Genomic DNA, 25876 nt, shown 5'->3' on the forward strand with positions numbered 1-25876 from the left:
AGGGGTGTAAGTGGATAGATATAGACAAAACTATTGGTCTTTATATTATAAATTTATTACAGATTTTCAATCACTCACATACAAAGGATATCAATTAAATCTACTCACCCATTTTCCTAGTTTAATTAGAGGGAATCAAGCGCTTTGGTTACAATTTAAAGAGAGTACGTTTAGTAAAAGATTTCCACATCTAGTAACACAAGAAAGTGAGATTCAACAAATTTATAATCATGCATTAACACTAAAATGTAAGAAACAAAATAAAAAGGATGAAACAAGACCAATTGTGATTTGGCAAGATCAATTAATTAGGTTACCAAAAAACATGTTAGAAGAATACTTTCCATCAAAAAAAATAATGACAGTGTACACGACAAGTTATGAAGGTGCATCTGTTTACCTCGAAGATTATCTTGTGAAAGAACCACTTGATGCAATCAACAAAGTACACCATCAACTAGAGAGTATCTTCAAACGATACAAACATGATCCTGTCTATAATGAGATAAGCTTTCAACACATGTTGAGGAAGAAACTTGCATTTGTTATTCGTCAAATCGAAATGACAGAACATTTTATTCAGACAGTCAATCCAAGTTGTGTGATTATCTCAAGTCCTAATCATTTTGGACGAATAGCGGCATTTGTAGCTTCGAGATATGCCATTCCCACTATCTCACTCCAACATGGCATCATTGGTAATGAGTTCGGTTTTATTCCAAAAGTAGCAACAATTGATGCACTATATGGAAGATGGGAAGTAGATTGGTATGTTAGTAAAGGTGCGGTTCCTTCTTCATTAGCGATTATTGGACACCCTCGATTTGATCAAGCAAACGAGAAACCATCGATTACCAAACAACAATTATATGACAGATTACACTTAAATACCGAACGTAAATCAATGTTAATCATTGTACGAGGCGAACGCCAAGTACACAAATGGAAACTTTTTATTGATAAGTTAAAAGCGAATATGAATCTAAATATTATTGTACGGGATTATAAAGCGACAGAGACTCATCCTCTTGTGAAGCAATATCCGTCAGTTAAATCAAGTGAAGATATCGGTTTATATGATTTGTTGTTACATGTGGATATTGTTGTCTCCTATCAATCTACTGTTGCTCTAGAAGCAATGTTAACAAATAAACCAACTTTTATGATGCAATCTCCATTGCCTAGTTATTCCGGTTATTATAATAAACTTCAACCACTCGTACAATCAAATCCGACTAAACTAGCAGAACTAGTCATTCAATTTTTCCAAAAAAAATCATTTCAAAAGTATTGTAAGAAAGTCCAAATGGATTTTTTACAACAAGCGTATCCTGATAGAAGTTCGTCAAGTAAAAGGCTAGTTCAATTGATCGAACAGATAATACAAGGATAGAGCATTTTCATTTATTGCATAATCAGATTAAGAAAGGAAGATATATATTGAACATTCTTGTTACAGGGGGCGCAGGATTCATTGGTAGGTGGGTAGTCAAGCATCTACTTGATGATAAGCATAACGTGTGGATTTTAGATGATTTATCGAATGGAAGTAAGGAAAATGTAGAGGTATTTCTAACCCATCCGAATTTTAAAGCATGTATTGTTGGAGATATAAAAAATAAGAAAATACTGGAACAATTATTTAATAACAAGTTCGATATTTGTTATCACTTGGGAGCAAGTATTAATGTGCAAGACAGTATTGATGATCCTGAAACAACATTTAATAACGATGTAGTTGGTACATTTCAAGTATTAGAACAATGTCGAATACATCAAGTAAAAATGATATTTATGAGTACTTGTATGGTTTATGAACGAGCATATGACGAAAATGGAATAGACGAATCCAATAATGTAAAACCAGCATCTCCATATGCAGGAGCAAAATTAGCTGCAGAAAATATGGTGTTGTCATATGGAGATGCATATGATTTACCTGTAGTCGTGATTCGTCCATTTAACACATATGGTCCGTTTCAAAAGACAGGTGGAGAAGGTGGGGTTGTAGCAATTTTTATTAAAAATAAGCTTGAAGGCAAGGAAATCTCTATTTACGGTGATGGTACCCAAACACGTGATTTACTATATGTAGAAGATTGTGCGGATTTTGTTGTCGCATCAGGATATGCAGATAGCGTGAATGGTCATATTGTAAATGCAGGCTTAGGAAAAGATATTGCAATAAATGATTTAGCGAAGTTGATTATTCAAGATGAGAACCGAATCAAACATGTTGCGCACATTCACCCACAGAGTGAGATTGCAAAGCTTTTATGTAATTATCAAAAAGCCAAAAACTTGCTCGAATGGGAACCGAAACACACTTTAGAAGAAGGAATTAAAAAAACCGAAGCGTGGATTCGGAATACTAATTTAATATAAGGAACGATGATAATGAAATCTAGAGATACTTTTTTACCTTATGGAAAACAGTGGGTTGATCAAGTGGATATCGACGAAGTGGTAGCAGTATTGCAAAGTGACTATTTAACGACAGGTACAGTAATTGATCAATTTGAACAGCGAATGGCTCAGTATGTTGGTGCAAAATATGCTGTAGCTTTTGCAAATGGAACAGCTGCACTACATGGAGCATGTGTAGCGAGTGGTATCAAAAGTGGCGATGAGGTCATTACATCGCCATTAACTTTTGCAGCATCTGCTAACTGTGTACGTTATCTTGATGGAAAAGTCATCTTTTCAGATATTGATCACGAGACATATAATTTAGATCCAATGTTACTTGAAGAGAAAATCAATCATCGTACAAAAGCAATCATTACTGTAGATTATACTGGCCAACCTTGCGATTATGATAAAATTACTCCAATTTCAAAGAAAAACAACCTTGTTCTCATTGCAGATGCGGCACATGGCTTAGGGGCATCTTATAAAGGAAAGAAAGTTGGTTCACTTGCAGATATGACGATGTTTAGCTTTCACCCTGTAAAATCTATGACAACAGGTGAAGGTGGTATCATTACAACAGATTCTAAAGTGTATTATGAGAAGTTAAAAGACTTTCGCTCACATGGAATAACAAGAGATCCCTCTCGATTACAACATTCTGACAAACCATGGTATTACGAAATGCATTCATTAGGATTTAATTATCGTTTGACAGATATTCAAGCAGCATTGGGAATTAGTCAATTATCTAAACTAGATAGCTTTATTGAAAGACGAAGACAAATTGCAGCAAAGTACACAGAAGCATTAAAGTCCAATCCATTTATTAGAACCCCATATCAACTTCCTAATACGTCATCGAGTTTTCATCTATATGTTATCCAACTTCAAACAGACAAATTACAAGCAAATCGAACAGAAATTTTTAAGAAGCTCATTGCAGCAAATATTGGAGTAAACGTGCACTACATTCCTGTCTACTATCATCCATATTATCAACAATTAGGGTATAAGAAAGGTGTTTGTAAACAAGCAGAAGCATTGTATGAATCGATTCTTTCCTTACCTATTTTCCCAAGAATGAGTGATGTGGACGTTGCAGATGTGATTCGTGAAGTAAATCGCATTACAAATGAGGTGAGCATGTGAATGTGATAGCGATTATCCAGGCACGAATGGGCTCTAATCGTTTACCAGGCAAAGTACTACGCAAAGTACTAGGAAGAGAACTTCTTTCCTATCAAGTAGAACGAATACGTCGTTGTAATCAGTTACATCAAGTCGTTATTGCAACGACAACAAAAGCGATAGATCATCCAATCGTAGAATACTGTGTAAATAATCAAATCCTTTATTATCGTGGTGATGAAGAAGACGTACTATCACGTTACTATGAAGCAGCAGTGAAATATCAAGCAGATGTCATTGTGAGAGTAACTGGAGATTGTCCATTACTAGACCCAGAAATAATTGATCATATGATTGCAATGTATGAAAAGAATCCGAATCATTATGTGTCCAATGTCATTCATCGTACATTTCCACGAGGGTTTGATATAGAAATCATTCCATTCCAATTATTGAAAGAAATCAACGAACAAGCAACGAGCGCGTATGATCGTGAGCATGTCACAACTTTTCTTAGAAATCAATCCACAACTTTTCCTACAATAGATGTAACCAATGAAAGAGATTTAAGTAATTACAGATTAACTGTAGATACATTCGAAGATTTTAAATTAATCCAAAAAATTATAGAAGAATTATATCCAAATAATCCATCCTTCTCTTTAAAGGATGTGGTGGAATTATTAGCTAGTCAACCTAAGCTTCTACAATTAAATGCACACATTGAACAAAAGAGGTGAGAACGATAGTTGTTGTGATTCGTGTCGACGCCTCTGTCACTATCGGAACAGGGCATGTGATGCGCTGCCTCGTATTAGCTGACGATTTAAGTGAACATGGCGTAGATGTATTATTTATCTGCAGAAAAACGAAAGGGAATCTTATTAGCATAATGGAATCGAAAGGATACAAAGTCAAAACAGTAGGATTAGACATCGAAGCGAGAGAAACGATTGCCATTTTACAAACTATAGTATCTATTGATTTATTGATTATTGATCATTATGGAATAGATGAGCAATGGGAAAAGCGCGTGAGGCCATATGTGAAGAAACTAATGGTAATCGATGATTTGGCTAATCGTCCCCATTGTTGTGATCTACTGCTTGATCAAAATGAATTGCCCAATAAAGAGGAACGATATGCACACCTTGTTCCAACAACTACTGAGAAATTACTAGGGCTTCATTATCTTTTATTAAGGAAAGAATTTAGAGATTTCCCTGGAAGAAAAAAATCCGTACATTCAATATCAAATGTACTGGTTTCATTCGGTGGAAGTGACCCGACGAATGAAACAATGAAAGTAATGCAAGCAATTCATCGGTTGGATGTATCTATTGTTGTTGTAGTTGGTTCTAGTTATCCTTATTATCAACAATTAGTACAACAGTATCTTGAATGGGATAAGATTATTATTTTAAAACAAACATCCAATATGGCGGAATGGATGAGAAAAGCGGATATTGCAATTGGCGCAGGGGGTACTTCTACATGGGAACGCGTCTATATGGAATTACCAACAATTACGATTGATATTGCAGATAATCAAACAGAAATATTACGACACACATCAAAACTCGGAATCATATCACATATGGGAAAAAGTGATGAAGTAACTACTACGGCTATCGCAAATCGAATAACAGAGATGCAACGTGATAAGGAAATAGTAAATAAACTCATGAGAAATATGAAAGAAATAAAAAAACAAATCAATCCAAATGGAGTGTGCGAACATATATTAAATAGTATTTAATTTTTGTCATCTACATCTGACGAAAGAAGGCTGTTCATTTATGAATAATAGTTATTTACGTTTCATAAAGGAGTCCGATTTGCCGATTGTTTTAGCATGGCGTAATAGTGAACATGTAAGAAAGCATATGTACAATGATGCAAAGATATCAATGGAAGACCATATCCAATGGTTTCATAAAATGGAGCAAGATGATAAGCATTTTGTGTTTATTTATATTCAAAATAATGTGCCGCTGGGTCTTGTTCAATTAACAAATATCGAAAGAAGATTCGACCGTTTGTATTGGGGTTTTTATATTGGAGACAAGAAAGCACCGAGAGGATCAGGGACAGAGATGGGGATATTAGCATTAAACAAAATATTTACAGACTTCTCGATTAACAAAGTATGTGCAGAAGTCGTGGAAACAAATCAACAAAGTATGGCCTTTCATGAAAAATTAGGATTTAAGCAGGAAGGATTGTTTCAACAACATATCAAGAAAAATGGTAAGTATGTAAATGTGATTCCATACGCATTATTCAAAGAAGAGTGGAGAGGAGTAGTGAAATGATTAAAATAGGTGAAAGACAAATTGGGCTTTCCCATCCTCCATTCATTATTGCTGAAATGTCTGGCAATCATAACCAGTCATTAGAAAAAGCGCTACAAATGGTGGAGGTGGCAGCAAAAGCTGGAGCAGATGCCCTCAAAATCCAAACATATCGAGCAGAAACAATGACATTAAATCATCAAGGTCAGCAATTTACCATTCAAGATTCTAAAAGTTTATGGAATAAAGAAACCTTATATTCATTATACCAGAAAGCATATACCCCTTGGGAATGGCATGAAGCTATCTTTAATAAATGTATGGAAGAAGGAATAATTGGTTTTAGTTCGCCATTTGACGCAACAGCTATCGACTTTTTAGAATCATTGAATGTTCCGTGTTATAAAATTGCATCATTTGAATGCACAGATTTACCACTAATTCGCAAAGTAGCAAGTACAAAAAAGCCAATCATTATTTCGACAGGGATGTGTACAGTTGCTGAAATTGACGAAGCAGTACAGACTGCAATTGAGGCAGGCTGTGAACAAATCATTTTATTGAAATGCACAAGTACGTATCCTGCAACGCCTAAAACAACGAATGTTCGTACAATTCCTCATATGAGAGAATTGTGGAATTGTGAAATTGGATTATCTGATCATACAATGGGAAATGGTGTTGCTATAGCAAGTATCGCTTTAGGGGCAGTTGTGATAGAAAAACATTTGACGCTTTCTCGCGAGGATGGAGGAGTAGATGCGGCATTTTCAGCGGAACCTGATGAATTAGCGACATTAGTAAAAGAATCCAAGAGAGCTTGGCAAGGACTTGGTAATATCTACTATGGACCAACACAAGAAGAAAAATCATCTTTACAATTTAGACGATCACTCTATATTTCAGAAGATATGAAAAAAGGGGAAATTCTAACAGAAAAAAATTTACGTGTGGTGAGGCCGGGTTATGGTTTACCTCCGAAATATTATGATATGTTACTTGGGAAAAAAGTAAATCAAACACTTAAGAAAGGTACTCCTTTTCATTGGGATTATGTATAAAAAGAAACAAATCAGCTGATAAGGGTATGAGCACTTTGTCAGCTTTTATACGTTTGACGCCTTTATAGATGATAAATTGTGCGAATTTCGTTATGATAAGAAAGAAGTACATGAAAGAATACGTATTGTACGATAGCTATTTTGTAATAGTACTAACAATTCGCTTATAATGGTACTATAGCTTTATTTTTGTAAAAAGGGGAGACTTTATCTTGTCAAAAGAAACTTCTAAAGATACAATTGCGGATATTGAGAAAGAATTTAGATATATAGCTGGAATCGTCAAACAAAAAGGAAGAGAGATCCTACATAATTATCCAATTACTGCACCACAGTTTATAGCATTACAATTTTTATTAGAGTATGGAGATTTGACATTAGGAGAGTTATCAAATAAAATCCATTTAGCTTTTAGTACGACAACCGATTTAGTTGATCGTATGGAAAGAAATGAAATTGTTAAACGTGTGAAAGATTCTAAAGATAAACGAGTTGTGCGCATCCATTTATTAGAAAAAGGAGAGCAGATTATTAAAGAAGTAGTGGAGAAAAGACAGCAATATTTAGGCGAAGTATTAACAAATGTAAGTGAAGAGGATATTGAACAGTTATCTCGTGTCTTACATATTTTGCATTATGAAATGAGAGAGAACAGAAGTTAAGAGGCGATAATATGAAGCAACCAATTGGTGTGATTGATTCTGGTGTAGGTGGATTAACAGTTGCTAGTGAGTTAATGCGACAACTACCAAAAGAATCGATTATTTATTTAGGGGATACAAAGCGATGCCCATATGGTCCACGACCGAAAGAAGAAGTGATTCAATACACGATGGAAATGGTCCATTTTTTATTAGGTAAAAATATTAAAATGCTTGTAATTGCTTGTAATACAGCAACAGCATATACATTAGATTTATTAAAAGAAACATTAGATATTCCAGTTGTAGGTGTGATTCAACCTGGTGCAAGAGCAGCTATTACTCAAACTAGAACAGATGAGGTTGGTGTGATTGGGACTGAAGGAACGATTGCGAGTCAACAATACCCACGTACATTAAAGCACATACACACAGACTTAATTGTCCATGATTTGGCATGTCCAGCGTTTGTTCCTTTAGTAGAGAAAGGAATTGTCTCTGGAAGAGATGCTTATGAAACGGTCGTATCCACATTACAACCATTGAAGAAATACAAAAATATGGATACATTAATATTAGGCTGTACACATTATCCGATGATACGTGACTTAATACAAGAAGTGATGGGATCGACTGTTACAATCATTTCATCAGGTGAAGAAACCGCTCGTGAAGTAAGTACGATATTAGGATATAAAAAGACATTGTATGTTGGAAACGACGCACCTGTCTATCAGTTTTATACTACAGGTGATACAGCAATTTTTGAGATGATTGCTTCAAGATGGTTAGAGCAAAAAATTGAAGCAGTAAACAAAATTCATTTAACAAAAGTAAAGAGTATGGACTAGTTGAAAAAATCTAAGGGATAAATTCATTTATCTTTTAGATTTTTTTATTTTGGTAAATTCGATCTCATATTATCATATAGAACCATCTTATTATTTTTTCAAGTTGTTCTAAATTGAAAGATAGCTCGTATATATAGTAGTACAAACCATCGTAGGAGGTATCGGTTATGAAAATCGATTTCACTAAAAAAGTTTTAGGGGTAGTTTTGGTTAGTACATTTTTATTGACGGGATGTAATGCATTTAAAGGAGAACAAACATTAGAACCATTAGATCCACCGCCAGAAGATGCAGTGATTACAGATGAATTAACTGAAATACAAGAAGAATTAGAAAACACGGAAGGAGATGAGAGTGCGGAGGAGGAAGAAATATCTGAAGAAGAAGTACCATCTTCTACAACCGTCTCACGTGTGCTTTATCTTCTTGATGAGAATGGACTCGTAGTACCACATGAAGTGGATTTACCGCAACCATCTTCAAAGGAAGTAGCAAAACAAGTGTTAGAATATTTAGTGAAAGACGGCCCTGTATCTAACATGTTACCTACAGGATTTGAAGCTGTATTACCTGCAGGAACAGAAGTGTTACAGTTGAATCTAGAAGCTGATGGTACATTAATTATTGATTTGTCAGAAGAATTTGGCACATATCAAGCTGGAGAAGAACAGAAGATACTTGAGGCAATGACATATACATTGACACAATTTGAAAATGTAGAAAGAATTAAGTTGTGGATTAATGGCGAATCACTTGAGGAAATGCCTGTAAATGGTACACCAATTAAACAAGGTTACTCAAGAGCAAATGGCATTAATGTACAAAATGCAGAAGCGGTAGATTTAATGGAAAGTAAAGCAACAACGCTTTACTTTCCAATGCAAGGAGAAGATGAAAACATTTATTTTGTACCTATCACACAACATGTGGAATACGATGCTACAAATGAATATGCATCTATTATTGATGTACTATTAGATGGGCCAAGCTTTGATTTACCACTTGAAAATTATATTAATACGGGATCAAAGCTTGCAGAAGCTCCAATAGTAAATGATGGCGTCTTATCATTGCAGTTTACAGAAACTATTTTAGAAAACAGTGAAAAGAGTTTGCTTGCAGATGAAGTAATGCAATCACTTGTATTAACTTTGACAGAAAATGAAAAGATTGAAGCAATTGAAGTATCTATCGAAAATCATGAACAAGTAGTCAATGAAGCTGGACAACCTTATACAGCACCAGTTACAAAAGAGATGGTAACGCCAACTGATTCAATCTAATAGAATAGTGATTGAGACAAAAGAATTTTACATTATAAAATTCCAAACGATTCGGTGGTTATTTACCGAGTTGTTTGGATTTTGTACGTATTTAGATGAAAAGTGGGATCTAGCTTTATTTGGTAACTTTGAGATTTTATATGAAATTTATAACCTCTCCGGTTTATTCGCACTCCAATCATTTAATTACTACTAATCAGAGTTGCGTCGAATCAGTTTATAATTGCCAAACAATACATATGGCATCTTTCGTTTTCCTTATGTATGTTTCATCACTTTAAATGCAAAATATGTTAAGATAAGAAGGAATGTAAGGAGGAAGATTGATGAGAAATAATAGAGTACATAATCAATTACGCGATATTGAAATTATTCCGAATTTTACGAAACATGCAGAAGGTTCTGTTTTAATAAGTGTAGGTGATACAAAAGTAATTTGTAATGCAAGTATTGAAGAACGTGTTCCCCCATTTATGAGAGGGTCAGGTAAAGGTTGGATCACAGCAGAATATGCGATGTTGCCTCGAGCAACAGAAACACGTAATATTCGTGAATCATCAAAAGGAAAAGTGTCTGGTCGGACGATGGAAATCCAACGACTGATTGGCCGCGCGCTTCGTGCTGTTGTGAATTTAGATGCAATTGGAGAGCGTACGATTTGGATAGACTGTGATGTCATCCAAGCAGATGGTGGTACGAGAACGGCTTCTATTACAGGAGCATTTGTTGCAATGGTTTATGCACTAGGTACTTTAGTCGATAAAGGCACATTAAAATCCATTCCTATTACAGACTATTTAGCTGCTATATCTGTAGGAGTATTGCCTGATGGTATGGAAATTCTCGATTTAGAATACGCAGAAGATTCAATTGCACATGTGGATATGAATGTGGTGATGACTGGTAAGGGAGAATTTGTTGAATTGCAAGGAACAGGCGAAGAAGCTACTTTTACAAGTGCGCAATTGACAAAAATGTTAGATTTAGCGAACGAAGGACTTCAACAAATTTTTGAAATGCAAAAACAAGCTATACATGATTATAAAGAGAAACTAGATTGTAAATAGGGAGAATCATGGAGAATGAAACAAATCATTATTGCAACGAAGAACGCTGGCAAGGTGAAAGATTTCCAAAAGTTATTAGAACCATTTCATTGTGAAATTAAATCATTATTAGATTTTCCTGAAATAGCAGATGTAGAAGAAACTGGAACAACATTCGAGGAAAATGCAACACTAAAAGCAGAAACTATTTGTGATATCGTTCAACAGCCAGTTATTGCAGATGATTCTGGACTAGAAATCGATGCGTTAAATGGAGAACCAGGTGTGTATTCAGCTAGATATGCAGGTGAACAAAAGAATGATGCAGATAATCTAAACAAAGTGCTTCACAATTTAAAGGAAACAAAAGAAATAGATCGAACAGCCCGCTTTGTATGTGTGATAGCAATCGCTGAGCCTAACAAAGAAACGATCATCAAACGTGGAGAATGTGAAGGCGCGATTGTATTTGAACCAAAAGGTGAACACGGCTTTGGATATGATCCTATTTTCCGACCAAAAGGCCTAGATTTAACAATGGCTGAATTAACGCTAGAAGAAAAAAATAAAATCAGCCATAGAAAAAATGCGTTAGATCAATTGGTAAATTGGGTAAAGGAATTGTAGGAGGGTATCTATGACAACAATATTAATTATGAGCGATAGTCATGGTTGGACGAAAGAAGTTCAAGAAATTAAAGCGCGACATGTTAATGACATGGATGCAATGATTCATTGTGGTGATTCCGAGTTAGAACAGGATAGTATAGAATTAAAGGATATGTATGTAGTGAAAGGCAATATGGATTTTGATTATGATTTAAAGGATGAAGTGACTTTTCAAGTTGGCAATGCTCATTTTTTCATTGCGCATGGTCATATGCACCAAATTAAGTATAATTTAATGCCGATTTCATACCGTGCCGACGAACTAGGTGCAAATATTGTTTGTTTTGGTCATTCACACGTACCTGGTGCGGAAAAAGTTGGTAATAAACTATTCATTAACCCTGGTAGTATTCGATTACCTAGATCAAAATATCCTGGTACGTATGTGATATTGCATATGAATGAGGACTTATCATCAGTGAATGTGCATTTTTATACAAAAGAAGGCGATGAAATTAAAGAACTATCCTATCATACAAGTATAGGATGAGTTTAAACTTATAAGACAAAAATGATCGATTCACAAACTTTACCCATTTCGACTTTAGAAATGAAGACACTCCAAACAAGTAACATCGTTTGGAGTGTCTTTTTGTCTATATGAGAGCAATGGAATGAAAACGATACTTTAATTTTGAACTATCATTATTTTTTTAAAAAATAGAGATGCTCGACAAGAAATGACTTACTTTTTATTTTTTATGTGATAGGTTTATTGTATTACCATACAAAAAAAGGTAATAGGTTTAATTACATACTTTTCAAAAGAGGTTTTATAAAGAAAGATTCTTTTAGGTATGTAGGTTATACGAATTATTTGGGAGCACTCAAGAGATAAGTTAATGATACAAGCTCCCATGAAATTATTTTAGGAGGAATTACTATGAAGAAGAAACTAGGTACGTTACTTCTAGGTGCTACAATCATGGCAACATCATTTGGTATTTATGCAGACACATCGTGGGAAGGTTATAGTACAACAGTTGGGAAGTTTAACGGAAGTGGTTATACGGGATATGATCATACAAAATCATCAACTGGTGTTAACGGCACAGTTGATTCAGATTATGTAGGAGGACCTTATGTTGTAGATGTTAGAATGCAAGATGATGACGGTAATTCAGGAGATTGGACTAGAAACCTTGGGGACAGTGATAAAAAAAGTCTTGATGGACATAACTATCACCAAAAAAATGATGATATGAGACTTCAATTCTCAAATGATTGGGATACTACAGTTAATGTTCAAGTTGTTGGACGATGGAAAAGTGATAATTAAATGATGTAAAGCACCTTATAACTAATGCATATTATAAGGTGCTTTATCTAATCATGAGGGAGGAAAAAAGACATGAAATCACTAATAAAAGCAGAAATTCAAAAACTTAAATATCCTTATTTAATAAGCATATTTATTGCTGCTATTTATAGTGTATTAGTCATTATATCTGTACTACATGGATATAGCTATACTTACAATATTGAAGTATGGGAAGAATCAGGCGAGTTATTTAGAATCATATTTCCTATATTTGCTGTATTGCCTACTACTTGGCTGATGTTCTATGAAAGGAAAAACGGATTTTTATCTTATACAATAACTAGGGTGTCTAAAAAGAAATATATTATTTTGAAATGGCTAGTATCTTCTATCGGTGGCGCCTTTATTGTTTTTATAATATCCTTTTTAGGTTTAATAGTTTGTTTATACTTTATTCCAGATGTGGTATCACAAGGCACTGATTCGGCTATAGATAAATTTGCTGGAGACTTCTTTGTTAACCATCCTTTTATATACGGATTTCTGCTAAGTATTTGGAGATTGTTTATAGGTTTTTTAATTGCATCATTAGGTTTTGTAATTTCGCTGTATGTTAATAATATCTTTATTGTGTTAACAGGCCCTTTTGTGTACGCTATACTAGAAAATTTTTCTCTTTCAATTTTAGGAGCACCATACTATAGGTTAGTAACTTCATTTGATCCAAACACATTACAAGAAACAGCTATATCAATAGAACGTTTAATTGTAGGCCCGCTTTTCTTGATTGTTTTCACTAGTGGAATTATAACGTACTTTGCGCTAATAAAAAAAGAAAATATATACGAATTGTAGAATCATATTCATTTTAGGGAGGAGTTATTTATCTACTATGATTAGTATAATCAAAAGAAATGTAAATGTTTTTTTTAACACAGAAATGTGGATAGTTATATTGGTTTTTTCCATATATTCTGCTTATTTAAAGAGAGAAGCAATCACATTTAATCTTTCTTATTTTGAATATTTAATCATTGTAATGACGGATCATTATTACATATTATATTTTATGATTTTAAGTTTTACTTACTTAATATACAAACTATATAGAGAAGACAACGAGATAATATTAATTAGGTCAAAAACATATTTAAATTATTATGTGGCACAAATAGCTTCTTTATTCATAATATCAATGAGTTTTATCTTAATTCACCTGATTATCCCAATGGTTATAGGAATAGGTATAAGGTTTGAAAGCGAATTTACTAATTTATCAATAGATACTAATACTATAATAGTTGGAGAATTTAATCAGTATTTTTCAAATCCTTTTGTAGCGCTGATTTCAATTGTTTTTTATTTGATTTTAGGTTTAACATTTCTAGGATCAATTTTCTTGTTTTTGAATAATTTTCTAACAGAAAAGTTTGTATTAATTATTATTGTGTGTATATATATACTGATGTTACTAAGCATACGTTCTGACGTTGATTCTATGATACCATTTGTCTTCTTGAATAATTACATTATTTTACATCATGCGTTTGCTACTATAGATAGTAAATACTATCTATTCATTATCGTAGAAGTAGCATTACTAATTTGTATGATGTATATCATGAAAAAATATTGGTATAAGAAATTATCAGTGAGATTTTTTAACAATCCTTTAGACAAATGGAATTTGAATATGTTGTTCACCAAAAAGAACCTTATCGTAATTATAGTTTTGTCCACTTTCACTGTGATATCTATCATCATCAAATACAATAACCTTACTTTTTTTGATGTAATATCTATCCAATTCTATGGACATGGTACAGGTTACTTTAATTTTATATATTTTATCAGTTTAGTTGTTTACAATGGAGTTCCAGTCTATTTACTAAGTTACTTTCTGGAGAAAGAAAGTATTAATCGTAGTTCCGTACTTACAATTCGGTTACAATATAAACAAATTTGGCTATCATCAATACTTAGATCATCTTTCATATTTATTCTATCCTATATAATTTTGACTATAACTGTGACCGTAATAGTATCTATAGTTTTTGGACTATCTTTTAATGGATACGATTATATGCATCAAATATTTATTGGATTTGGAGTAAATGAAGTGAATACTCTAAAGTTATTATTAATCATTATTATTAGTAAAGCATTAGAACTTTACTTCAGTTTTCTTTTTATATTCACCCTATTTGGAATAGTTAAAAACGCCACTACCGGATTTGTTTTATTAGAACTTTCATATCTATTACTCTTGATTGATGCTCAGTTTGTGAAATATATACCTATAGGGATGTCCTCTTTATTAAGAATAGCGGAATTTGTGGGAAGAAATGGTATCACTTATTTGGCTTCTATTGGAATTTTACTAATCAGTATATGCTTGTTATATAGAGTGCAAAGGAAATATATTATAAATCAAATTTTCTGAAAAGAGGGTGAAAGTAATGAATAACGCAATTGAACTATCAAATGTTACGAAATCATTTAAAGGGAAAACGATTTTAAAAGAGATTAATTTAACTATAAAAAAAGGACAAACCATAGGTGTTGTTGGTGCAAATGGGAGTGGTAAATCAGTTTTATTCAAACTTATTGCTGGTTTTACTAGGCCTGATAAAGGAGAAATATATATTAGAGATGAAAAACTAGGAAGAGATATTGACTTTCCCAATAATGTAGGAGTTTTAATCAATAGTCCTGGCTTCATTGGAATCTATACCGCGTTTCAAAATTTACAATTCTTAGCTAAAATAAAAAATACGATTGATGATGATAAAATAGTGAATACATTAAAAGCAGTTGGATTAGATCCGAATGACAAATCAAAAGTACGAGTATATTCCACAGGGATGAAAAAGAAATTAGGCATAGCTCAAGCTATCATGGAAAATCAAGATATTATCATATTGGATGAACCTTTTAATGCGTTGGATATGAAAACATATAAGGATATAAAAGACATAATAAAAGACCAACAGAAAAAAGGGCATACGGTTTTATTAACAAGTCATAATCATGCAGATATTGAAGAGTTATGTGATGACACATATATTATTTTAGAAAATAGTCTAGTTCAATTAACAAAAGAACTTAAACAGGCATACTTTCAAATGTAATAAAATAGAACTTTTGAGATGAAAACTGAAAGTAAATTGGCTTTGACGTATTAACATGTAAAGTATTTATATATCTAATATGAATCTCTATAGGATTAAGTTTGAGAAGTATGGATATATAGTTGTATAAACTAATGCATGAAGTGAATTTTTCAATAATTAAGATCAGTAGACTACGAAAGATCTTCAAACCATTATGTATTTTAGTTGTGATTAATTTTCCCAATCTCAAACACATTAAATGGATGTTCCTCAGCTAATTGCTGGTAGATTTACTGAATCAGGTATTTGATTCATGATTATTGTATTCGCTTGTTCTTGATTAGTAAGCACTGCAGTATTTAGTCCAGATGCTGTTTTGGCAATTAAGATCCAACTTGTAATCACTGCAGGAATAAGAGATAATAACAAGAAAAGCACCATTAATTTAGAACGTATAGATTTTTTGATTAATTGTGTAAAAAAAGAATCTCTATTAAAAAGAAAGGATCCAAATTTATGCATAAACTATCTCGTTTAACCTATGTATTTATTTTATTGCTTGGTTTTTCTATTGGTTTCCACCAACACTTTGAACAAACGATAACGTTATTTCTATTTATTCTCATACTCATTGCAACCGTTTATACTATTAGTAAAGATTTAATGAAAAATAAGGGGAAATAGATTTTAAAAAATCAATTATTAAGATATATAATCGTAGGTTTAATTGTTGTTGTTAGAGGTACATGTACATTGAAATAATGTTAAAAAAATTTTTGTAAAAAAATTGTTGACATTTCCCTTTAATGTTTATATAATATTACTTGTCCGTTAAAAACAACGCATTACATATTCATATTTTAAACTTACATATAATTTTATGTGCGGGTGTAGTTTAGTGGTAAAACCTCAGCCTTCCAAGCTGATGTCGAGAGTTCGATTCTCTTCACCCGCTCCATAATGTGTCCCAGTAGCTCAGCTGGATAGAGCAACAGACTTCTAATCTGTAGGTCGGGCGTTCGAATCGCTCCTGGGACGTCCCAAGCAACCGTTGATATTATATAATATCAATGGTTGTTTTTTAATATATACTTGCGTTCACTTACTTACACAGAGGATTGCCTCTTGAGTCTTTTCCAATTTAAAACTATAATAGATATAATACAGTGTTAGTAAAGGTAGGTGAAAGAATGTCAGAAGAAACGGATAATGTGATTATATTTCCAAGATGGAAGAATGATTTAGAGCTAAAAGCAAAAAAATCAATGGAACAGGGGAATTTCAAGGAAGCATATACCTATTTAGTGGAATTAACAGATAATGGTGTGGATTCTCCTGAAGTTATGACAGGTAAGTTGATTTGTATGATGGAAATGAACTTGCAAACAGAGGCGGAACTTTTATGCGAACAATTACTTGCTAAAAAAGATAATCATTATTATTCCTACTTACATATATATGTAACACTTTTATTCCAGGCAAGTAAATATGCAGATGTGTTAACGATTATTGAGGAAGCATTAGAAACAGATCCTCCTTCTCCATTTCAAGAACAATTCAAACAAATGTACACATTAAGTAAAGAGTTGCAGCAACAAGTAGATATTCAAACAAAAAAAGAAGTATTAGTGAAGTTAAATGGGGCAATTAAAGAAAGAAATGACCGCCAACAATGGTATATGATTAAACGCTTACTTTATTTGGATGAACATAGTGATATACCACTTTTAAAATCGATGTTACTAGACCCTGAAATTAACCCTGTTGTGAAAACGGCAATATTAGAGTATTATGCAGTAAATCCGATTAAAGAAGAGTTACATATTGAAAAATTCAACGTGAAAGACAAAATGTATCTACATAAGGAAGAAGTAATACCACAAAAGTTTTTTGAAGAAATGTATCGTTTTTTAGATGAAATCCAACAACAAGACCCTACTATTTTTCAAATGATTCAATCCATCGTTCAACGCTTTGCATATGTCTATACACCATTTCTACCGCGAGAAGAGAATTATCTTTTATTTACACAAGCATTAATTGATTATGTTCATCAACGACTAGACAAAGAATGGAAAGATAACATAACAGACCCAGTGAAGAATCAATACATAAAAATGATTGAAGTTTCTGAAACACTATATGGACAAATACTAGATTTATAAATAGATACTTCAATAATATAACTGTATACAGAAGGCAGAGTTACTCATTTTTGATGGGTAGCTCTTCCTATAATAATGAAACGTATCTAGTTCACAGCTAGCCAGGTTCACTTATAACAAATTTTTAATACTTAATCGTTCACTCACCATGTATGTTTCTGAAAGGTTCACAATTTCATATTAAAGGAGTAATATTATGACTAAAATTTGTTTCATTCGTCATGGAGAAACGGATTGGAATGTGGAGAAAAGATTGCAAGGCACATCTGATGTACCGTTAAATGATTTTGGAGAATTACAAGCGCATTGGTGTAAAGAATATTTGATGGAAGGTCATTGGGATGTTATTGTGACAAGTCCATTAGTACGATCTCGAAAAACAGCAGAGATTATTAATGAAAAATTACACTTGCCTCTTATTGTAATGGAGGAATTTAAAGAGCGTTTTTTTGGTGATGCGGAAGGTATGAGTCTAGAAGAGAGAAAAAGCTTGTTTCCATTTGGTCAATATACAAATCAAGAATCGAGAGCGAGATTGAATAATAGATTACAAGCCGGATTAAATCGTTTAAAGGATGACTACAAAGGAAAGAATATCTTACTTATAAGTCACGGAGCGGTTATCAGTTCAATGATAAGAATGTTCGAAGAGGATGAGAGTAAATATTGTTCGATAAGTAATGCAAGTTTTACAACATTAGAATTCATTGATGCAGAATGGAAAGTTACTTCTAGTAATGTAACCAAACATTTGGACAAAATGTATACATTGGCAAAAAACAATGAAGGATAGCGATAGTATGACTTGATTTTTTCCTCCTAATATAGTAAATTCCTTTTGTATATCAAAATTCAATAAATCCATATCCTTATATTATTATTGAAAGCAAATGCTTTTGTGTTATAATATAATGGTTGCAATTTGCGTTCGGTCTTTTGAAGTATCATTTTTGAATGAACGTCAAATATACAGATTTATTTATGTTGGAGGGAAATTAGAATGACAGCAAAATGGGAGAAGCAAGAAGGTAATGTTGGTGTCTTAACTGTAGAAGTAGATGCTGATAAATTTGATAAAGCGCTTGACCAAGCTTTTAAAAAAGTTGTAAAACAAGTACAAGTACCAGGTTTCCGTAAAGGGAAAATGCCTCGTGGATTATTTGAAAAGCGTTTTGGTGTAGAATCACTTTATCAAGATGCAGTTGATATCATTTTACCGACTGAATATACAAATGCTATCGACGAAACTGGAATCGAACCAGTTGATCAACCAGAAATTGATATTGAACAAATCGAAAAAGGGAAAAACTTAATTTTCACTGCGAAAGTTACCGTAAAACCAGAAGTGAAATTAGGCGAGTACAAGGGCTTAGAGGTAGAAGAAGTAAGTACTGAAGTAACAGATGAAGATGTAGACAATGAATTAAAGCAACTTCAAGAACGTCAAGCTGAGTTAGTAGTAAAAGAAGAAGGCGAGATTGTTAATGGAGACACTGCTGTAATTGACTTCGAAGGTTTTGTAGATGATGTTGCATTTGAAGGTGGAAAAGGAGAGAACCATTCATTAGAAATTGGATCTAACTCATTTATCCCTGGTTTCGAAGAGCAACTTGTTGGTAAAAAAGCTGGAGAAGAAGTAGATGTAAATGTTACTTTCCCAGAAGAGTATCATGCAGAAGATTTATCTGGCAAAGATGCGACATTCAAAGTGAAAATTCATGAAATCAAAACAAAAGAATTACCAGAATTAGATGATGAATTTGCTAAAGATGTAGATGATGAAGTAGAAAGTTTAGATGAATTAAAAGAAAAAACTAAAAAACGTCTACAAGAACAAAAAGAAACAGAAGCAGAGAACAACAAACGTGAAGATTTAATTCAACAAGCAAGTGACAATGTAGAAGTAGATATTCCAGATGCAATGGTACAATCTGAATTAGATCGTATGCTTCAAGAATTCGAACAAAGACTACAAATGCAAGGTATGACATTAGATATGTATTTCCAATTCTCTGGTCAAGACGAAGACGCATTGAAAGAGCAAATGAAAGAAGATGCTGCAAAACGCGTAAAAACAAACTTGACTTTAGAAGCAATTGCAAATGCTGAAAATATTGAAGTTACTGAAGAAGATATCGAAAAAGAACTAGAAGCTATGGCAGAAATGTACAAAATGGAATTAGACCAAATTAAACAAGCACTTGGTGGCAATATTGCAGGTCTAAATGACGATTTGAAATTTAGAAAAGCAATTGATGTCCTTGTAGATAACAGCAAAACGAAATAATAACAAAAGAGAAAACAAGGTGCCGTTTATAGTACCTTGTTTTCTCATTAATAAAGATAGTTGAAATATTGAATCTAATTTACCTTCTCTTTATAAAAATTTTGCGTTTTGATATAGAAACAGATTATAATACATATACTACATATTATATATGAACATACATATGAAAAGCATACCATTTGAAATTGATCATGAAGCTTGTTAAGATGGAACAACATTAGAGCTTGGTAGGAAAGTGTTTTTACTTTTTTATTTTGATACAATTTGGTATGATTGGCTAAAGGTTTCTCAGATGCCAACAAAGTAAGTTGCTTTGATATTTTTGAACAAGGGGTGAATGGCATGTATAAGTTTAATGAGGAAAAAGGACAATTGAAATGTTCCTTTTGTGGTAAAAGTCAAGACCAGGTTCGCAAATTAGTAGCAGGACCAGGTGTTTATATATGTGACGAATGTATCGAATTATGTACGGAGATTGTGGAAGAAGAGTTAGGAACGGAAGAAGAAGTAGAATATAAAGACATTCCGAAACCACAAGAAATTTGTGATATTCTTGATGATTATGTAATAGGACAAAATAAAGCGAAGAAGAATCTTGCTGTAGCTGTATATAATCATTATAAGAGAATTAACTCACCAAAAACAAAAAGTGATGTGGAATTATCTAAAAGTAATATAGCGATGATTGGACCAACTGGTAGTGGTAAAACTCTACTAGCCCAAACATTGGCGCGTATACTAAATGTGCCTTTTGCAATTGCTGATGCAACTTCCTTAACTGAAGCAGGTTATGTTGGAGAAGATGTAGAGAATATTTTGTTAAAGTTAATTCAATCAGCGGATTATGATGTAGAAAAAGCAGAAAAAGGTATTATTTATATTGATGAAATTGATAAAGTTGCTCGTAAATCTGAGAATCCGTCTATTACACGTGATGTATCAGGAGAAGGGGTACAACAAGCTTTATTAAAGATCTTAGAAGGTACTGTTGCTAGCGTTCCTCCTCAAGGTGGAAGAAAACATCCACATCAAGAGTTTATTCAAATTGATACAACGAATATTCTATTTATTTGTGGTGGGGCATTTGATGGTATCGAACAAATTATTAAACGTCGTCTAGGTAAAAAAGTAATTGGATTTGGTGCTGATGCAGATAATAAAGAGCTAGATAAAGCAACACTTCTTTCTAAAGTATTACCAGAAGACTTACTACGTTTCGGTTTAATTCCAGAATTTATCGGACGTTTACCTGTAATTGGTAGTTTAGAACCTTTAGATGAATCAGCATTAGTTGAGATTTTAACAAAACCAAAAAATGCTTTAGTAAAACAATATAATAAATTGTTTGAAATGGATGGAGTAGAGTTAGAGTTTGAAGAAGATGCTCTAGTAGAAGTTGCAAAGCGTGCAATTGAACGTCAAACAGGTGCACGTGGATTACGTTCTATTTTAGAAGGACTTATGTTAGATGTTATGTTTGAATTGCCTTCACGTGATGATGTACAGAAGTGTATTGTCACAAAAGAAACAGTTGTTGAAGAGAACGGGCGACCGAAATTAGTATTGCATGATGGAACAGTTCTACAAACTCCAAAAGAAAGTGCATAGATGTTACGGAAAATCCCTTGGCTCAACAAGGGATTTTTCTTTGTCTATAAGCAAAAAAAACAAAAGTTAATCAAACAATCGCTTAATTAATTTACAAAGAAGGATATTTTCTTTAAACTAATTAGAATAGAGAAGCAACTTTTAAGTAAAAATGAACTAGGTATACTTTCATTGCAAACTATTATGCTTTGGCATGTAACACACATCTTAAAAGAAATGCTAGTAATTATGACGGAGGTGCCAAATGACGGAATCAAACTTTATACATATACCATTGCTACCATTACGTGGCTTAATAGTTTTTCCAGGAATGATTATTCATTTAGATGTAGGTAGGGATAAATCGATACAATCTCTAGAAAAAGCAATGATGAATGATCAAAAAATATTTTTAGCAGCCCAAAAGGAAAGTGCAATTGATGAACCGGAAGTAGAAGATATTCATACAATTGGTACAGTAGCTAAAGTGAATCAAATGCTTAAATTACCCAATGGTACAATGCGCGTATTAGTTGAGGGAGAAAATCGTGCGAAGATTGAGTCATTCATTAACAAAGAGAAGCAATTTTTTGTCGAAGTAAAGGTTCTAAAAGATCGCCATTCAAATAAACAAGAAGAGGAAGCGCTAAAAAGAACATTATTAGAACAATTTGAAAATTACTCACGAATATCCAAGAAAATAACTAAAGAAACATTAGCAAGTGTTGTAGACATAGAAGATCCAGCACACTTTTCTGATGTAATTGCTTCACATATTACATTAAAGATGTCAGATAAACAAGATGTGTTAGAAACAACAAATGTAAAAAAACGATTGCAAAAGCTACTAGATATTATCTCTGATGAGCAAGAAGTACTTGAATTAGAACGGAAAATAGGTCAACGTGTAAAAAAATCGATGGAAGAGACACAGAAAGAATACTATTTACGTGAACAAATGAAAGCAATCCAAAAGGAACTTGGAGATAAAGATGGTCGTACGTTAGAAATTGCAGAATTATATGAAAAGATAGAACAAAAGAATTTGCCAGCACGTATTCAAGAATTAGTTGTAAAAGAACTAACTAGATACGAGCGAGTACCACAAAGTTCTGCAGAGAGTTCTGTCATTAGGAATTATATTGATTGGATTTTAGCACTTCCATGGCATGAAGAAACGGAAGATAATCTTAATGTATTACGTGCGGAAAAGATTTTAAATGAAGATCATTATGGTTTAGAAAAAGTGAAAGAACGGGTATTAGAATATTTAGCTGTCCAACAATTAACGAATTCTTTAAAAGGACCAATATTATGTTTAGTTGGACCACCAGGTGTAGGGAAAACATCGTTGGCTAGATCAATTGCACGCTCGATTGATCGTAATTTTGTAAGAATTTCACTTGGTGGCGTGAGAGATGAAGCGGAGATTAGAGGACATAGACGGACATACGTTGGTGCAATGCCTGGTAGAATTATACAAGGTATGAAAAAGGCCAAAACAATTAATCCAGTCTTTTTGTTAGATGAAATTGATAAAATGGCCAATGATTTCCGTGGAGATCCTTCTTCTGCCATGTTGGAAGTATTAGATCCAGAACAAAACAATACATTTAGTGATCATTATTTAGAGGAAACGTATGATCTATCAAATGTATTGTTCATTGCTACAGCAAACAACTTACAAACAATACCACGACCTTTATTAGATAGAATGGAGATTATCTCTATTTCTGGCTATACTGAACAAGAAAAATTACACATTGCAAAAGATCATTTGTTACCAAAACAAATGGAGGAAAATGGTTTAACAAAAGGTTACTTACAAGTTCGTGAGGATGCATTACTGAAATTGATTCGTCTCTATACAAGAGAAGCAGGTGTAAGGGGGTTAGAGCGGGAGCTTGCATCACTTTGTCGTAAAGCAGCAAAACTCATTGTATCTGGTGAAAAACAACGTGTAATAGTAACAGATAAAAAGCTCGAAACGATTGTAGGCAAACCTCGTTTTAGATATGGCTTAATGGAGCAAGAAGACCAAATTGGTGCTGCAACAGGGTTAGCCTATACACAAGCTGGAGGGGATATTCTCTCCATTGAGGTTAGTTTGGCAAAAGGGAAAGGCAGACTCACATTGACAGGGAAATTGGGCGATGTAATGAAAGAATCTGCTCAAGCAGCATTTAGTTATATTCGTTCAAGAGCAGACGAGTTAAATATAGATCCAAGTTTTCACGAGAATTATGATATTCATATTCATGTACCAGAAGGGGCTACACCTAAGGATGGTCCATCAGCTGGTATTACAATGGCCACAGCTCTTGTATCTGCATTGACAAATAGAGCGGTGAAAAAAGAAGTTGGTATGACTGGTGAAATTACGTTAAGAGGACGAGTCTTACCGATTGGTGGACTTAAGGAAAAATCTTTATCTGCGCACAGAGCTGGTATTACAACGATTATTATTCCAGTGGAGAATAAAAAGGATTTAGATGACATACCAGAAAGTGTCAGAGAACAATTAACGTTTATTCCAGTGAGTCATTTGGATCAAGTTTTACAAATAGCATTACTGGAGGGTAATAATGAAAGTAAATAAAGCAGAAATTATTATAAGTGCTGTATCGCAAAAGCAATATCCTATGGATGGAATGCCTGAGATAGCACTTGCAGGTAGGTCTAATGTTGGAAAATCATCATTTATAAATAAATTATTGAATCGTAAGAATTTGGCAAGAACTTCTTCTAAACCTGGAAAAACGCAAACGTTAAATTTTTATACAATAAATGATTTATTCTATTTTGTAGATGTTCCAGGTTATGGTTATGCGAAGGTATCAAAAAAAGAACGAGAAAAATGGGGAAAAATGATGGAAGAATACTTTTCCCTAAGAGAAACATTGAAAGTTACCGTATTAATTACGGATATTAGACATAAACCAACAGAAGATGATGTGATGATGTATAATTTTTTAAAACATTATGATATTCCTGTATTGGTTATTGCAACAAAACTAGATAAAATTCCAAAAAACAAAAAAGGTGCACATTTGACTAGGGTAATCAATACACTAGACATGGATTCGAATGACACAATTATTCCCTTCTCTTCAGAAACTGGAGAAGGAAAAGAAGCAGTATGGCACTTTATTGACCAAATAGTGAAGAAATAGGAAAATGTCTAGATATTAGAGAAACAACAACAAAGTAATTTTGCATATAAAAAAGAAAGCTCAAGATAACTTTATTCGGTTATCTTGAGCTTTTATTTGTGTTTGGACAAGTTAGCTGAACATATGATAGTGAAATAGCCATGCCAGAACAGGATATACACATCATTCATTTCCTAATTACTAAATAGAGTGGTGTCGTATTACTTTTTATTGCGAAACAACAAATGATAAGAAAAATATTCTCATTTTATTTTTTTCTTAATAAAAGATATACACCAATACCGATTAATAAAAGAGGCCAAAAACGTTCTATCCAATTCATAATGTCGTAAATCCAAACAAACCAACTTGGCTGATTGTCAACAAAGATGGCAAAAATAGAAATACCAATTAATATAATACTTGGTACAATTCCTTGTTTTGTCTTTAGAAAACGAAGAAAAAAAGCTAATCCAACAATAAAAGTATATACGCCCCAATGATCTATCCAAAATGAATAATGTGCTATTCCATGAAAGTGCACACCCAAACCTAATAAAATAACTGCAGGAAAGATGTTCTTATATTCTTTTGCAGAATAGGCATGAATGAAAAATGCTGCACCGAGTAAAATTAGTAATGTAGGCCATGAATAAAAATCAGTAAGAATTGGTATCTTCAATTCTTTTAGCAGAAAGAAAGTTCCAAGACCTATCAATATATATGAAATAAGATTGTTTTTCTTCATGCATTACCTCCTAGATTAAAATTATTATTATTTTATATTCATTACTTGATAAAGTACTTATAGTATGGTAAAGTATATACGAATTCATCATTTTAAGAGCATGTAACATCTATTTTATCATAATAATGGAATGACTGTTCATAAATTGATCACGATTTAATAGGAAAAACGTGTTATA

General features: G+C 33.0%; 26 protein-coding genes and 2 tRNA genes. 26 read left to right on the forward strand and 2 right to left on the reverse strand.

Annotation, left to right across the window (positions count from 1 at the left end; translation table 11 throughout):
* Positions 1 to 10 precede the first annotated feature (10 nt).
* From ACFOZ1_RS10890 to ACFOZ1_RS10970, 17 genes are all read left to right on the forward strand, one after another.
* Positions 11 to 1393, forward strand: coding sequence for a hypothetical protein (locus ACFOZ1_RS10890; RefSeq protein ID WP_390199241.1), 1383 nt, complete (start codon positions 11 to 13; stop codon positions 1391 to 1393).
* 47 nt (positions 1394 to 1440) lie between these two features.
* Positions 1441 to 2385, forward strand: coding sequence for a dTDP-glucose 4,6-dehydratase (locus ACFOZ1_RS10895; protein WP_390199243.1), 945 nt, complete (start codon positions 1441 to 1443; stop codon positions 2383 to 2385).
* 12 nt (positions 2386 to 2397) lie between these two features.
* On the forward strand, positions 2398 to 3561 hold the full coding sequence (gene pseC, locus ACFOZ1_RS10900) for a UDP-4-amino-4,6-dideoxy-N-acetyl-beta-L-altrosamine transaminase (RefSeq protein WP_390199245.1): 1164 nt from the start codon (positions 2398 to 2400) through the stop codon (positions 3559 to 3561).
* Positions 3558 to 4280, forward strand: a complete 723-nt coding sequence (locus ACFOZ1_RS10905; RefSeq protein ID WP_390199247.1) for a cytidylyltransferase domain-containing protein — start codon at positions 3558 to 3560, stop codon at positions 4278 to 4280. The genes pseC and ACFOZ1_RS10905 overlap by 4 nt, the downstream gene beginning before the upstream one ends.
* Positions 4277 to 5299, forward strand: coding sequence for a UDP-2,4-diacetamido-2,4,6-trideoxy-beta-L-altropyranose hydrolase (pseG, locus tag ACFOZ1_RS10910; RefSeq protein WP_390199248.1), 1023 nt, complete (start codon positions 4277 to 4279; stop codon positions 5297 to 5299). Before ACFOZ1_RS10905 ends, pseG begins: the two co-directional genes overlap by 4 nt.
* Before the next feature lie 40 nt (positions 5300 to 5339).
* A complete protein-coding gene (gene pseH, locus ACFOZ1_RS10915; RefSeq protein WP_390199249.1) occupies positions 5340 to 5855 on the forward strand; it encodes a UDP-4-amino-4,6-dideoxy-N-acetyl-beta-L-altrosamine N-acetyltransferase in 516 nt (171 codons plus the stop codon).
* Positions 5852 to 6895, forward strand: a complete 1044-nt coding sequence (gene pseI / locus ACFOZ1_RS10920; RefSeq protein WP_390199251.1) for a pseudaminic acid synthase — start codon at positions 5852 to 5854, stop codon at positions 6893 to 6895. Before pseH ends, pseI begins: the two co-directional genes overlap by 4 nt.
* Before the next feature lie 212 nt (positions 6896 to 7107).
* Positions 7108 to 7557, forward strand: coding sequence for a MarR family winged helix-turn-helix transcriptional regulator (locus ACFOZ1_RS10925; RefSeq protein WP_390199252.1), 450 nt, complete (start codon positions 7108 to 7110; stop codon positions 7555 to 7557).
* 11 nt (positions 7558 to 7568) lie between these two features.
* Positions 7569 to 8387: a glutamate racemase gene (gene racE / locus ACFOZ1_RS10930; protein ID WP_390199254.1), complete on the forward strand. Its 819-nt coding sequence runs from the start codon at positions 7569 to 7571 to the stop codon at positions 8385 to 8387.
* A gap of 167 nt (positions 8388 to 8554) precedes the next feature.
* Positions 8555 to 9670, forward strand: coding sequence for a GerMN domain-containing protein (locus ACFOZ1_RS10935; protein WP_390199255.1), 1116 nt, complete (start codon positions 8555 to 8557; stop codon positions 9668 to 9670).
* 326 nt (positions 9671 to 9996) lie between these two features.
* Positions 9997 to 10737, forward strand: coding sequence for a ribonuclease PH (rph, locus tag ACFOZ1_RS10940; RefSeq protein WP_390199257.1), 741 nt, complete (start codon positions 9997 to 9999; stop codon positions 10735 to 10737).
* 15 nt (positions 10738 to 10752) lie between these two features.
* Positions 10753 to 11343: an XTP/dITP diphosphatase gene (locus ACFOZ1_RS10945; protein WP_390199258.1), complete on the forward strand. Its 591-nt coding sequence runs from the start codon at positions 10753 to 10755 to the stop codon at positions 11341 to 11343.
* A 10-nt stretch (positions 11344 to 11353) separates the two neighbouring features.
* Positions 11354 to 11875, forward strand: a complete 522-nt coding sequence (locus ACFOZ1_RS10950) for a metallophosphoesterase family protein (protein ID WP_390199260.1) — start codon at positions 11354 to 11356, stop codon at positions 11873 to 11875.
* Positions 11876 to 12268: 393 nt separating this feature from the next.
* A complete protein-coding gene (locus tag ACFOZ1_RS10955) occupies positions 12269 to 12664 on the forward strand; it encodes a hypothetical protein (protein WP_390199261.1) in 396 nt (131 codons plus the stop codon).
* Between the two features lie 72 nt (positions 12665 to 12736).
* Positions 12737 to 13501 carry a hypothetical protein gene (locus ACFOZ1_RS10960; RefSeq protein ID WP_390199263.1) on the forward strand — a complete coding sequence of 255 codons (765 nt, stop codon included), beginning with the start codon at positions 12737 to 12739 and terminating at the stop codon, positions 13499 to 13501.
* A 37-nt stretch (positions 13502 to 13538) separates the two neighbouring features.
* The gene (locus ACFOZ1_RS10965) at positions 13539 to 15089 is read left to right on the forward strand and encodes a hypothetical protein (protein WP_390199265.1); all 1551 of its coding nucleotides are present in this window, start codon (positions 13539 to 13541) and stop codon (positions 15087 to 15089) included.
* 16 nt (positions 15090 to 15105) lie between these two features.
* Positions 15106 to 15777, forward strand: a complete 672-nt coding sequence (locus ACFOZ1_RS10970; protein ID WP_390199266.1) for an ABC transporter ATP-binding protein — start codon at positions 15106 to 15108, stop codon at positions 15775 to 15777.
* A 252-nt stretch (positions 15778 to 16029) separates the two neighbouring features.
* Here the strand turns inward: ACFOZ1_RS10970 and ACFOZ1_RS10975 are convergent, their stop codons facing one another.
* Positions 16030 to 16281 (reverse strand): hypothetical protein, encoded by a 252-nt coding sequence (locus tag ACFOZ1_RS10975; protein ID WP_390199267.1) that lies wholly within the window; start codon positions 16279 to 16281, stop codon positions 16030 to 16032.
* On the opposite strand from ACFOZ1_RS10975, the gene ACFOZ1_RS10980 reads away from it, so the two are divergent.
* The 9 genes from ACFOZ1_RS10980 to yihA all read left to right on the forward strand — a co-directional run bounded on the left by ACFOZ1_RS10980 (position 16276) and on the right by yihA (position 24971).
* Positions 16276 to 16443: a hypothetical protein gene (locus ACFOZ1_RS10980; RefSeq protein WP_390199270.1), complete on the forward strand. Its 168-nt coding sequence runs from the start codon at positions 16276 to 16278 to the stop codon at positions 16441 to 16443. The two genes, ACFOZ1_RS10975 and ACFOZ1_RS10980, sit on opposite strands and share 6 nt — an antisense overlap.
* A 200-nt stretch (positions 16444 to 16643) precedes the next feature.
* Positions 16644 to 16717, forward strand: a tRNA-Gly gene (locus tag ACFOZ1_RS10985).
* Between the two features lie 6 nt (positions 16718 to 16723).
* Positions 16724 to 16797, forward strand: a tRNA-Arg gene (locus tag ACFOZ1_RS10990).
* A gap of 152 nt (positions 16798 to 16949) precedes the next feature.
* Positions 16950 to 17924 carry a tetratricopeptide repeat protein gene (locus tag ACFOZ1_RS10995; RefSeq protein ID WP_390199271.1) on the forward strand — a complete coding sequence of 325 codons (975 nt, stop codon included), beginning with the start codon at positions 16950 to 16952 and terminating at the stop codon, positions 17922 to 17924.
* A gap of 196 nt (positions 17925 to 18120) precedes the next feature.
* Positions 18121 to 18717, forward strand: coding sequence for a histidine phosphatase family protein (locus ACFOZ1_RS11000; RefSeq protein ID WP_390199273.1), 597 nt, complete (start codon positions 18121 to 18123; stop codon positions 18715 to 18717).
* A gap of 207 nt (positions 18718 to 18924) precedes the next feature.
* The gene (gene tig, locus ACFOZ1_RS11005) at positions 18925 to 20211 is read left to right on the forward strand and encodes a trigger factor (protein WP_390199275.1); all 1287 of its coding nucleotides are present in this window, start codon (positions 18925 to 18927) and stop codon (positions 20209 to 20211) included.
* A 342-nt stretch (positions 20212 to 20553) separates the two neighbouring features.
* Positions 20554 to 21819, forward strand: coding sequence for an ATP-dependent protease ATP-binding subunit ClpX (gene clpX, locus ACFOZ1_RS11010; protein WP_390199277.1), 1266 nt, complete (start codon positions 20554 to 20556; stop codon positions 21817 to 21819).
* Positions 21820 to 22063: 244 nt separating this feature from the next.
* Positions 22064 to 24397, forward strand: a complete 2334-nt coding sequence (gene lon / locus ACFOZ1_RS11015) for an endopeptidase La (protein ID WP_390199278.1) — start codon at positions 22064 to 22066, stop codon at positions 24395 to 24397.
* Positions 24384 to 24971 (forward strand): ribosome biogenesis GTP-binding protein YihA/YsxC, encoded by a 588-nt coding sequence (yihA, locus tag ACFOZ1_RS11020; RefSeq protein ID WP_390199279.1) that lies wholly within the window; start codon positions 24384 to 24386, stop codon positions 24969 to 24971. The genes lon and yihA overlap by 14 nt, the downstream gene beginning before the upstream one ends.
* Before the next feature lie 247 nt (positions 24972 to 25218).
* Here yihA and ACFOZ1_RS11025 read toward each other — a convergent pair whose 3' ends face one another.
* The gene (locus ACFOZ1_RS11025; protein WP_390199280.1) at positions 25219 to 25698 is read right to left on the reverse strand and encodes a LiaI-LiaF-like domain-containing protein; all 480 of its coding nucleotides are present in this window, start codon (positions 25696 to 25698) and stop codon (positions 25219 to 25221) included.
* Positions 25699 to 25876 lie beyond the last annotated feature (178 nt).

The sequence above is a fragment of the Gracilibacillus marinus genome, assembly GCF_042651725.1.
In the GTDB taxonomy this organism is placed as follows: domain Bacteria; phylum Bacillota; class Bacilli; order Bacillales; family Amphibacillaceae; genus Gracilibacillus; species Gracilibacillus marinus.

Excerpts from the sequence above, each read along its gene's own strand:
- pseC (WP_390199245.1), top strand. The coding sequence starts at position 2,398 with ATGAAATCTAGAGATACTTTTTTACCTTATGGAAAACAGTGGGTTGAT.
- pseH (WP_390199249.1), top strand. The coding sequence starts at position 5,340 with ATGAATAATAGTTATTTACGTTTCATAAAGGAGTCCGATTTGCCGATT.
- pseI (WP_390199251.1), top strand. The coding sequence starts at position 5,852 with ATGATTAAAATAGGTGAAAGACAAATTGGGCTTTCCCATCCTCCATTC.
- racE (WP_390199254.1), top strand. The coding sequence starts at position 7,569 with ATGAAGCAACCAATTGGTGTGATTGATTCTGGTGTAGGTGGATTAACA.
- ACFOZ1_RS10935 (WP_390199255.1), top strand. The coding sequence starts at position 8,555 with ATGAAAATCGATTTCACTAAAAAAGTTTTAGGGGTAGTTTTGGTTAGT.
- rph (WP_390199257.1), top strand. The coding sequence starts at position 9,997 with ATGAGAAATAATAGAGTACATAATCAATTACGCGATATTGAAATTATT.
- ACFOZ1_RS10945 (WP_390199258.1), top strand. The coding sequence starts at position 10,753 with ATGAAACAAATCATTATTGCAACGAAGAACGCTGGCAAGGTGAAAGAT.
- ACFOZ1_RS10950 (WP_390199260.1), top strand. The coding sequence starts at position 11,354 with ATGACAACAATATTAATTATGAGCGATAGTCATGGTTGGACGAAAGAA.
- ACFOZ1_RS10955 (WP_390199261.1), top strand. The coding sequence starts at position 12,269 with ATGAAGAAGAAACTAGGTACGTTACTTCTAGGTGCTACAATCATGGCA.
- ACFOZ1_RS10960 (WP_390199263.1), top strand. The coding sequence starts at position 12,737 with ATGAAATCACTAATAAAAGCAGAAATTCAAAAACTTAAATATCCTTAT.
- ACFOZ1_RS10965 (WP_390199265.1), top strand. The coding sequence starts at position 13,539 with ATGATTAGTATAATCAAAAGAAATGTAAATGTTTTTTTTAACACAGAA.
- ACFOZ1_RS10970 (WP_390199266.1), top strand. The coding sequence starts at position 15,106 with ATGAATAACGCAATTGAACTATCAAATGTTACGAAATCATTTAAAGGG.
- ACFOZ1_RS10980 (WP_390199270.1), top strand. The coding sequence starts at position 16,276 with ATGCATAAACTATCTCGTTTAACCTATGTATTTATTTTATTGCTTGGT.
- ACFOZ1_RS10975 (WP_390199267.1), bottom strand. The coding sequence starts at position 16,281 with ATGCATAAATTTGGATCCTTTCTTTTTAATAGAGATTCTTTTTTTACA.
- ACFOZ1_RS10995 (WP_390199271.1), top strand. The coding sequence starts at position 16,950 with ATGTCAGAAGAAACGGATAATGTGATTATATTTCCAAGATGGAAGAAT.
- ACFOZ1_RS11000 (WP_390199273.1), top strand. The coding sequence starts at position 18,121 with ATGACTAAAATTTGTTTCATTCGTCATGGAGAAACGGATTGGAATGTG.
- tig (WP_390199275.1), top strand. The coding sequence starts at position 18,925 with ATGACAGCAAAATGGGAGAAGCAAGAAGGTAATGTTGGTGTCTTAACT.
- clpX (WP_390199277.1), top strand. The coding sequence starts at position 20,554 with ATGTATAAGTTTAATGAGGAAAAAGGACAATTGAAATGTTCCTTTTGT.
- lon (WP_390199278.1), top strand. The coding sequence starts at position 22,064 with ATGACGGAATCAAACTTTATACATATACCATTGCTACCATTACGTGGC.
- yihA (WP_390199279.1), top strand. The coding sequence starts at position 24,384 with ATGAAAGTAAATAAAGCAGAAATTATTATAAGTGCTGTATCGCAAAAG.
- ACFOZ1_RS11025 (WP_390199280.1), bottom strand. The coding sequence starts at position 25,698 with ATGAAGAAAAACAATCTTATTTCATATATATTGATAGGTCTTGGAACT.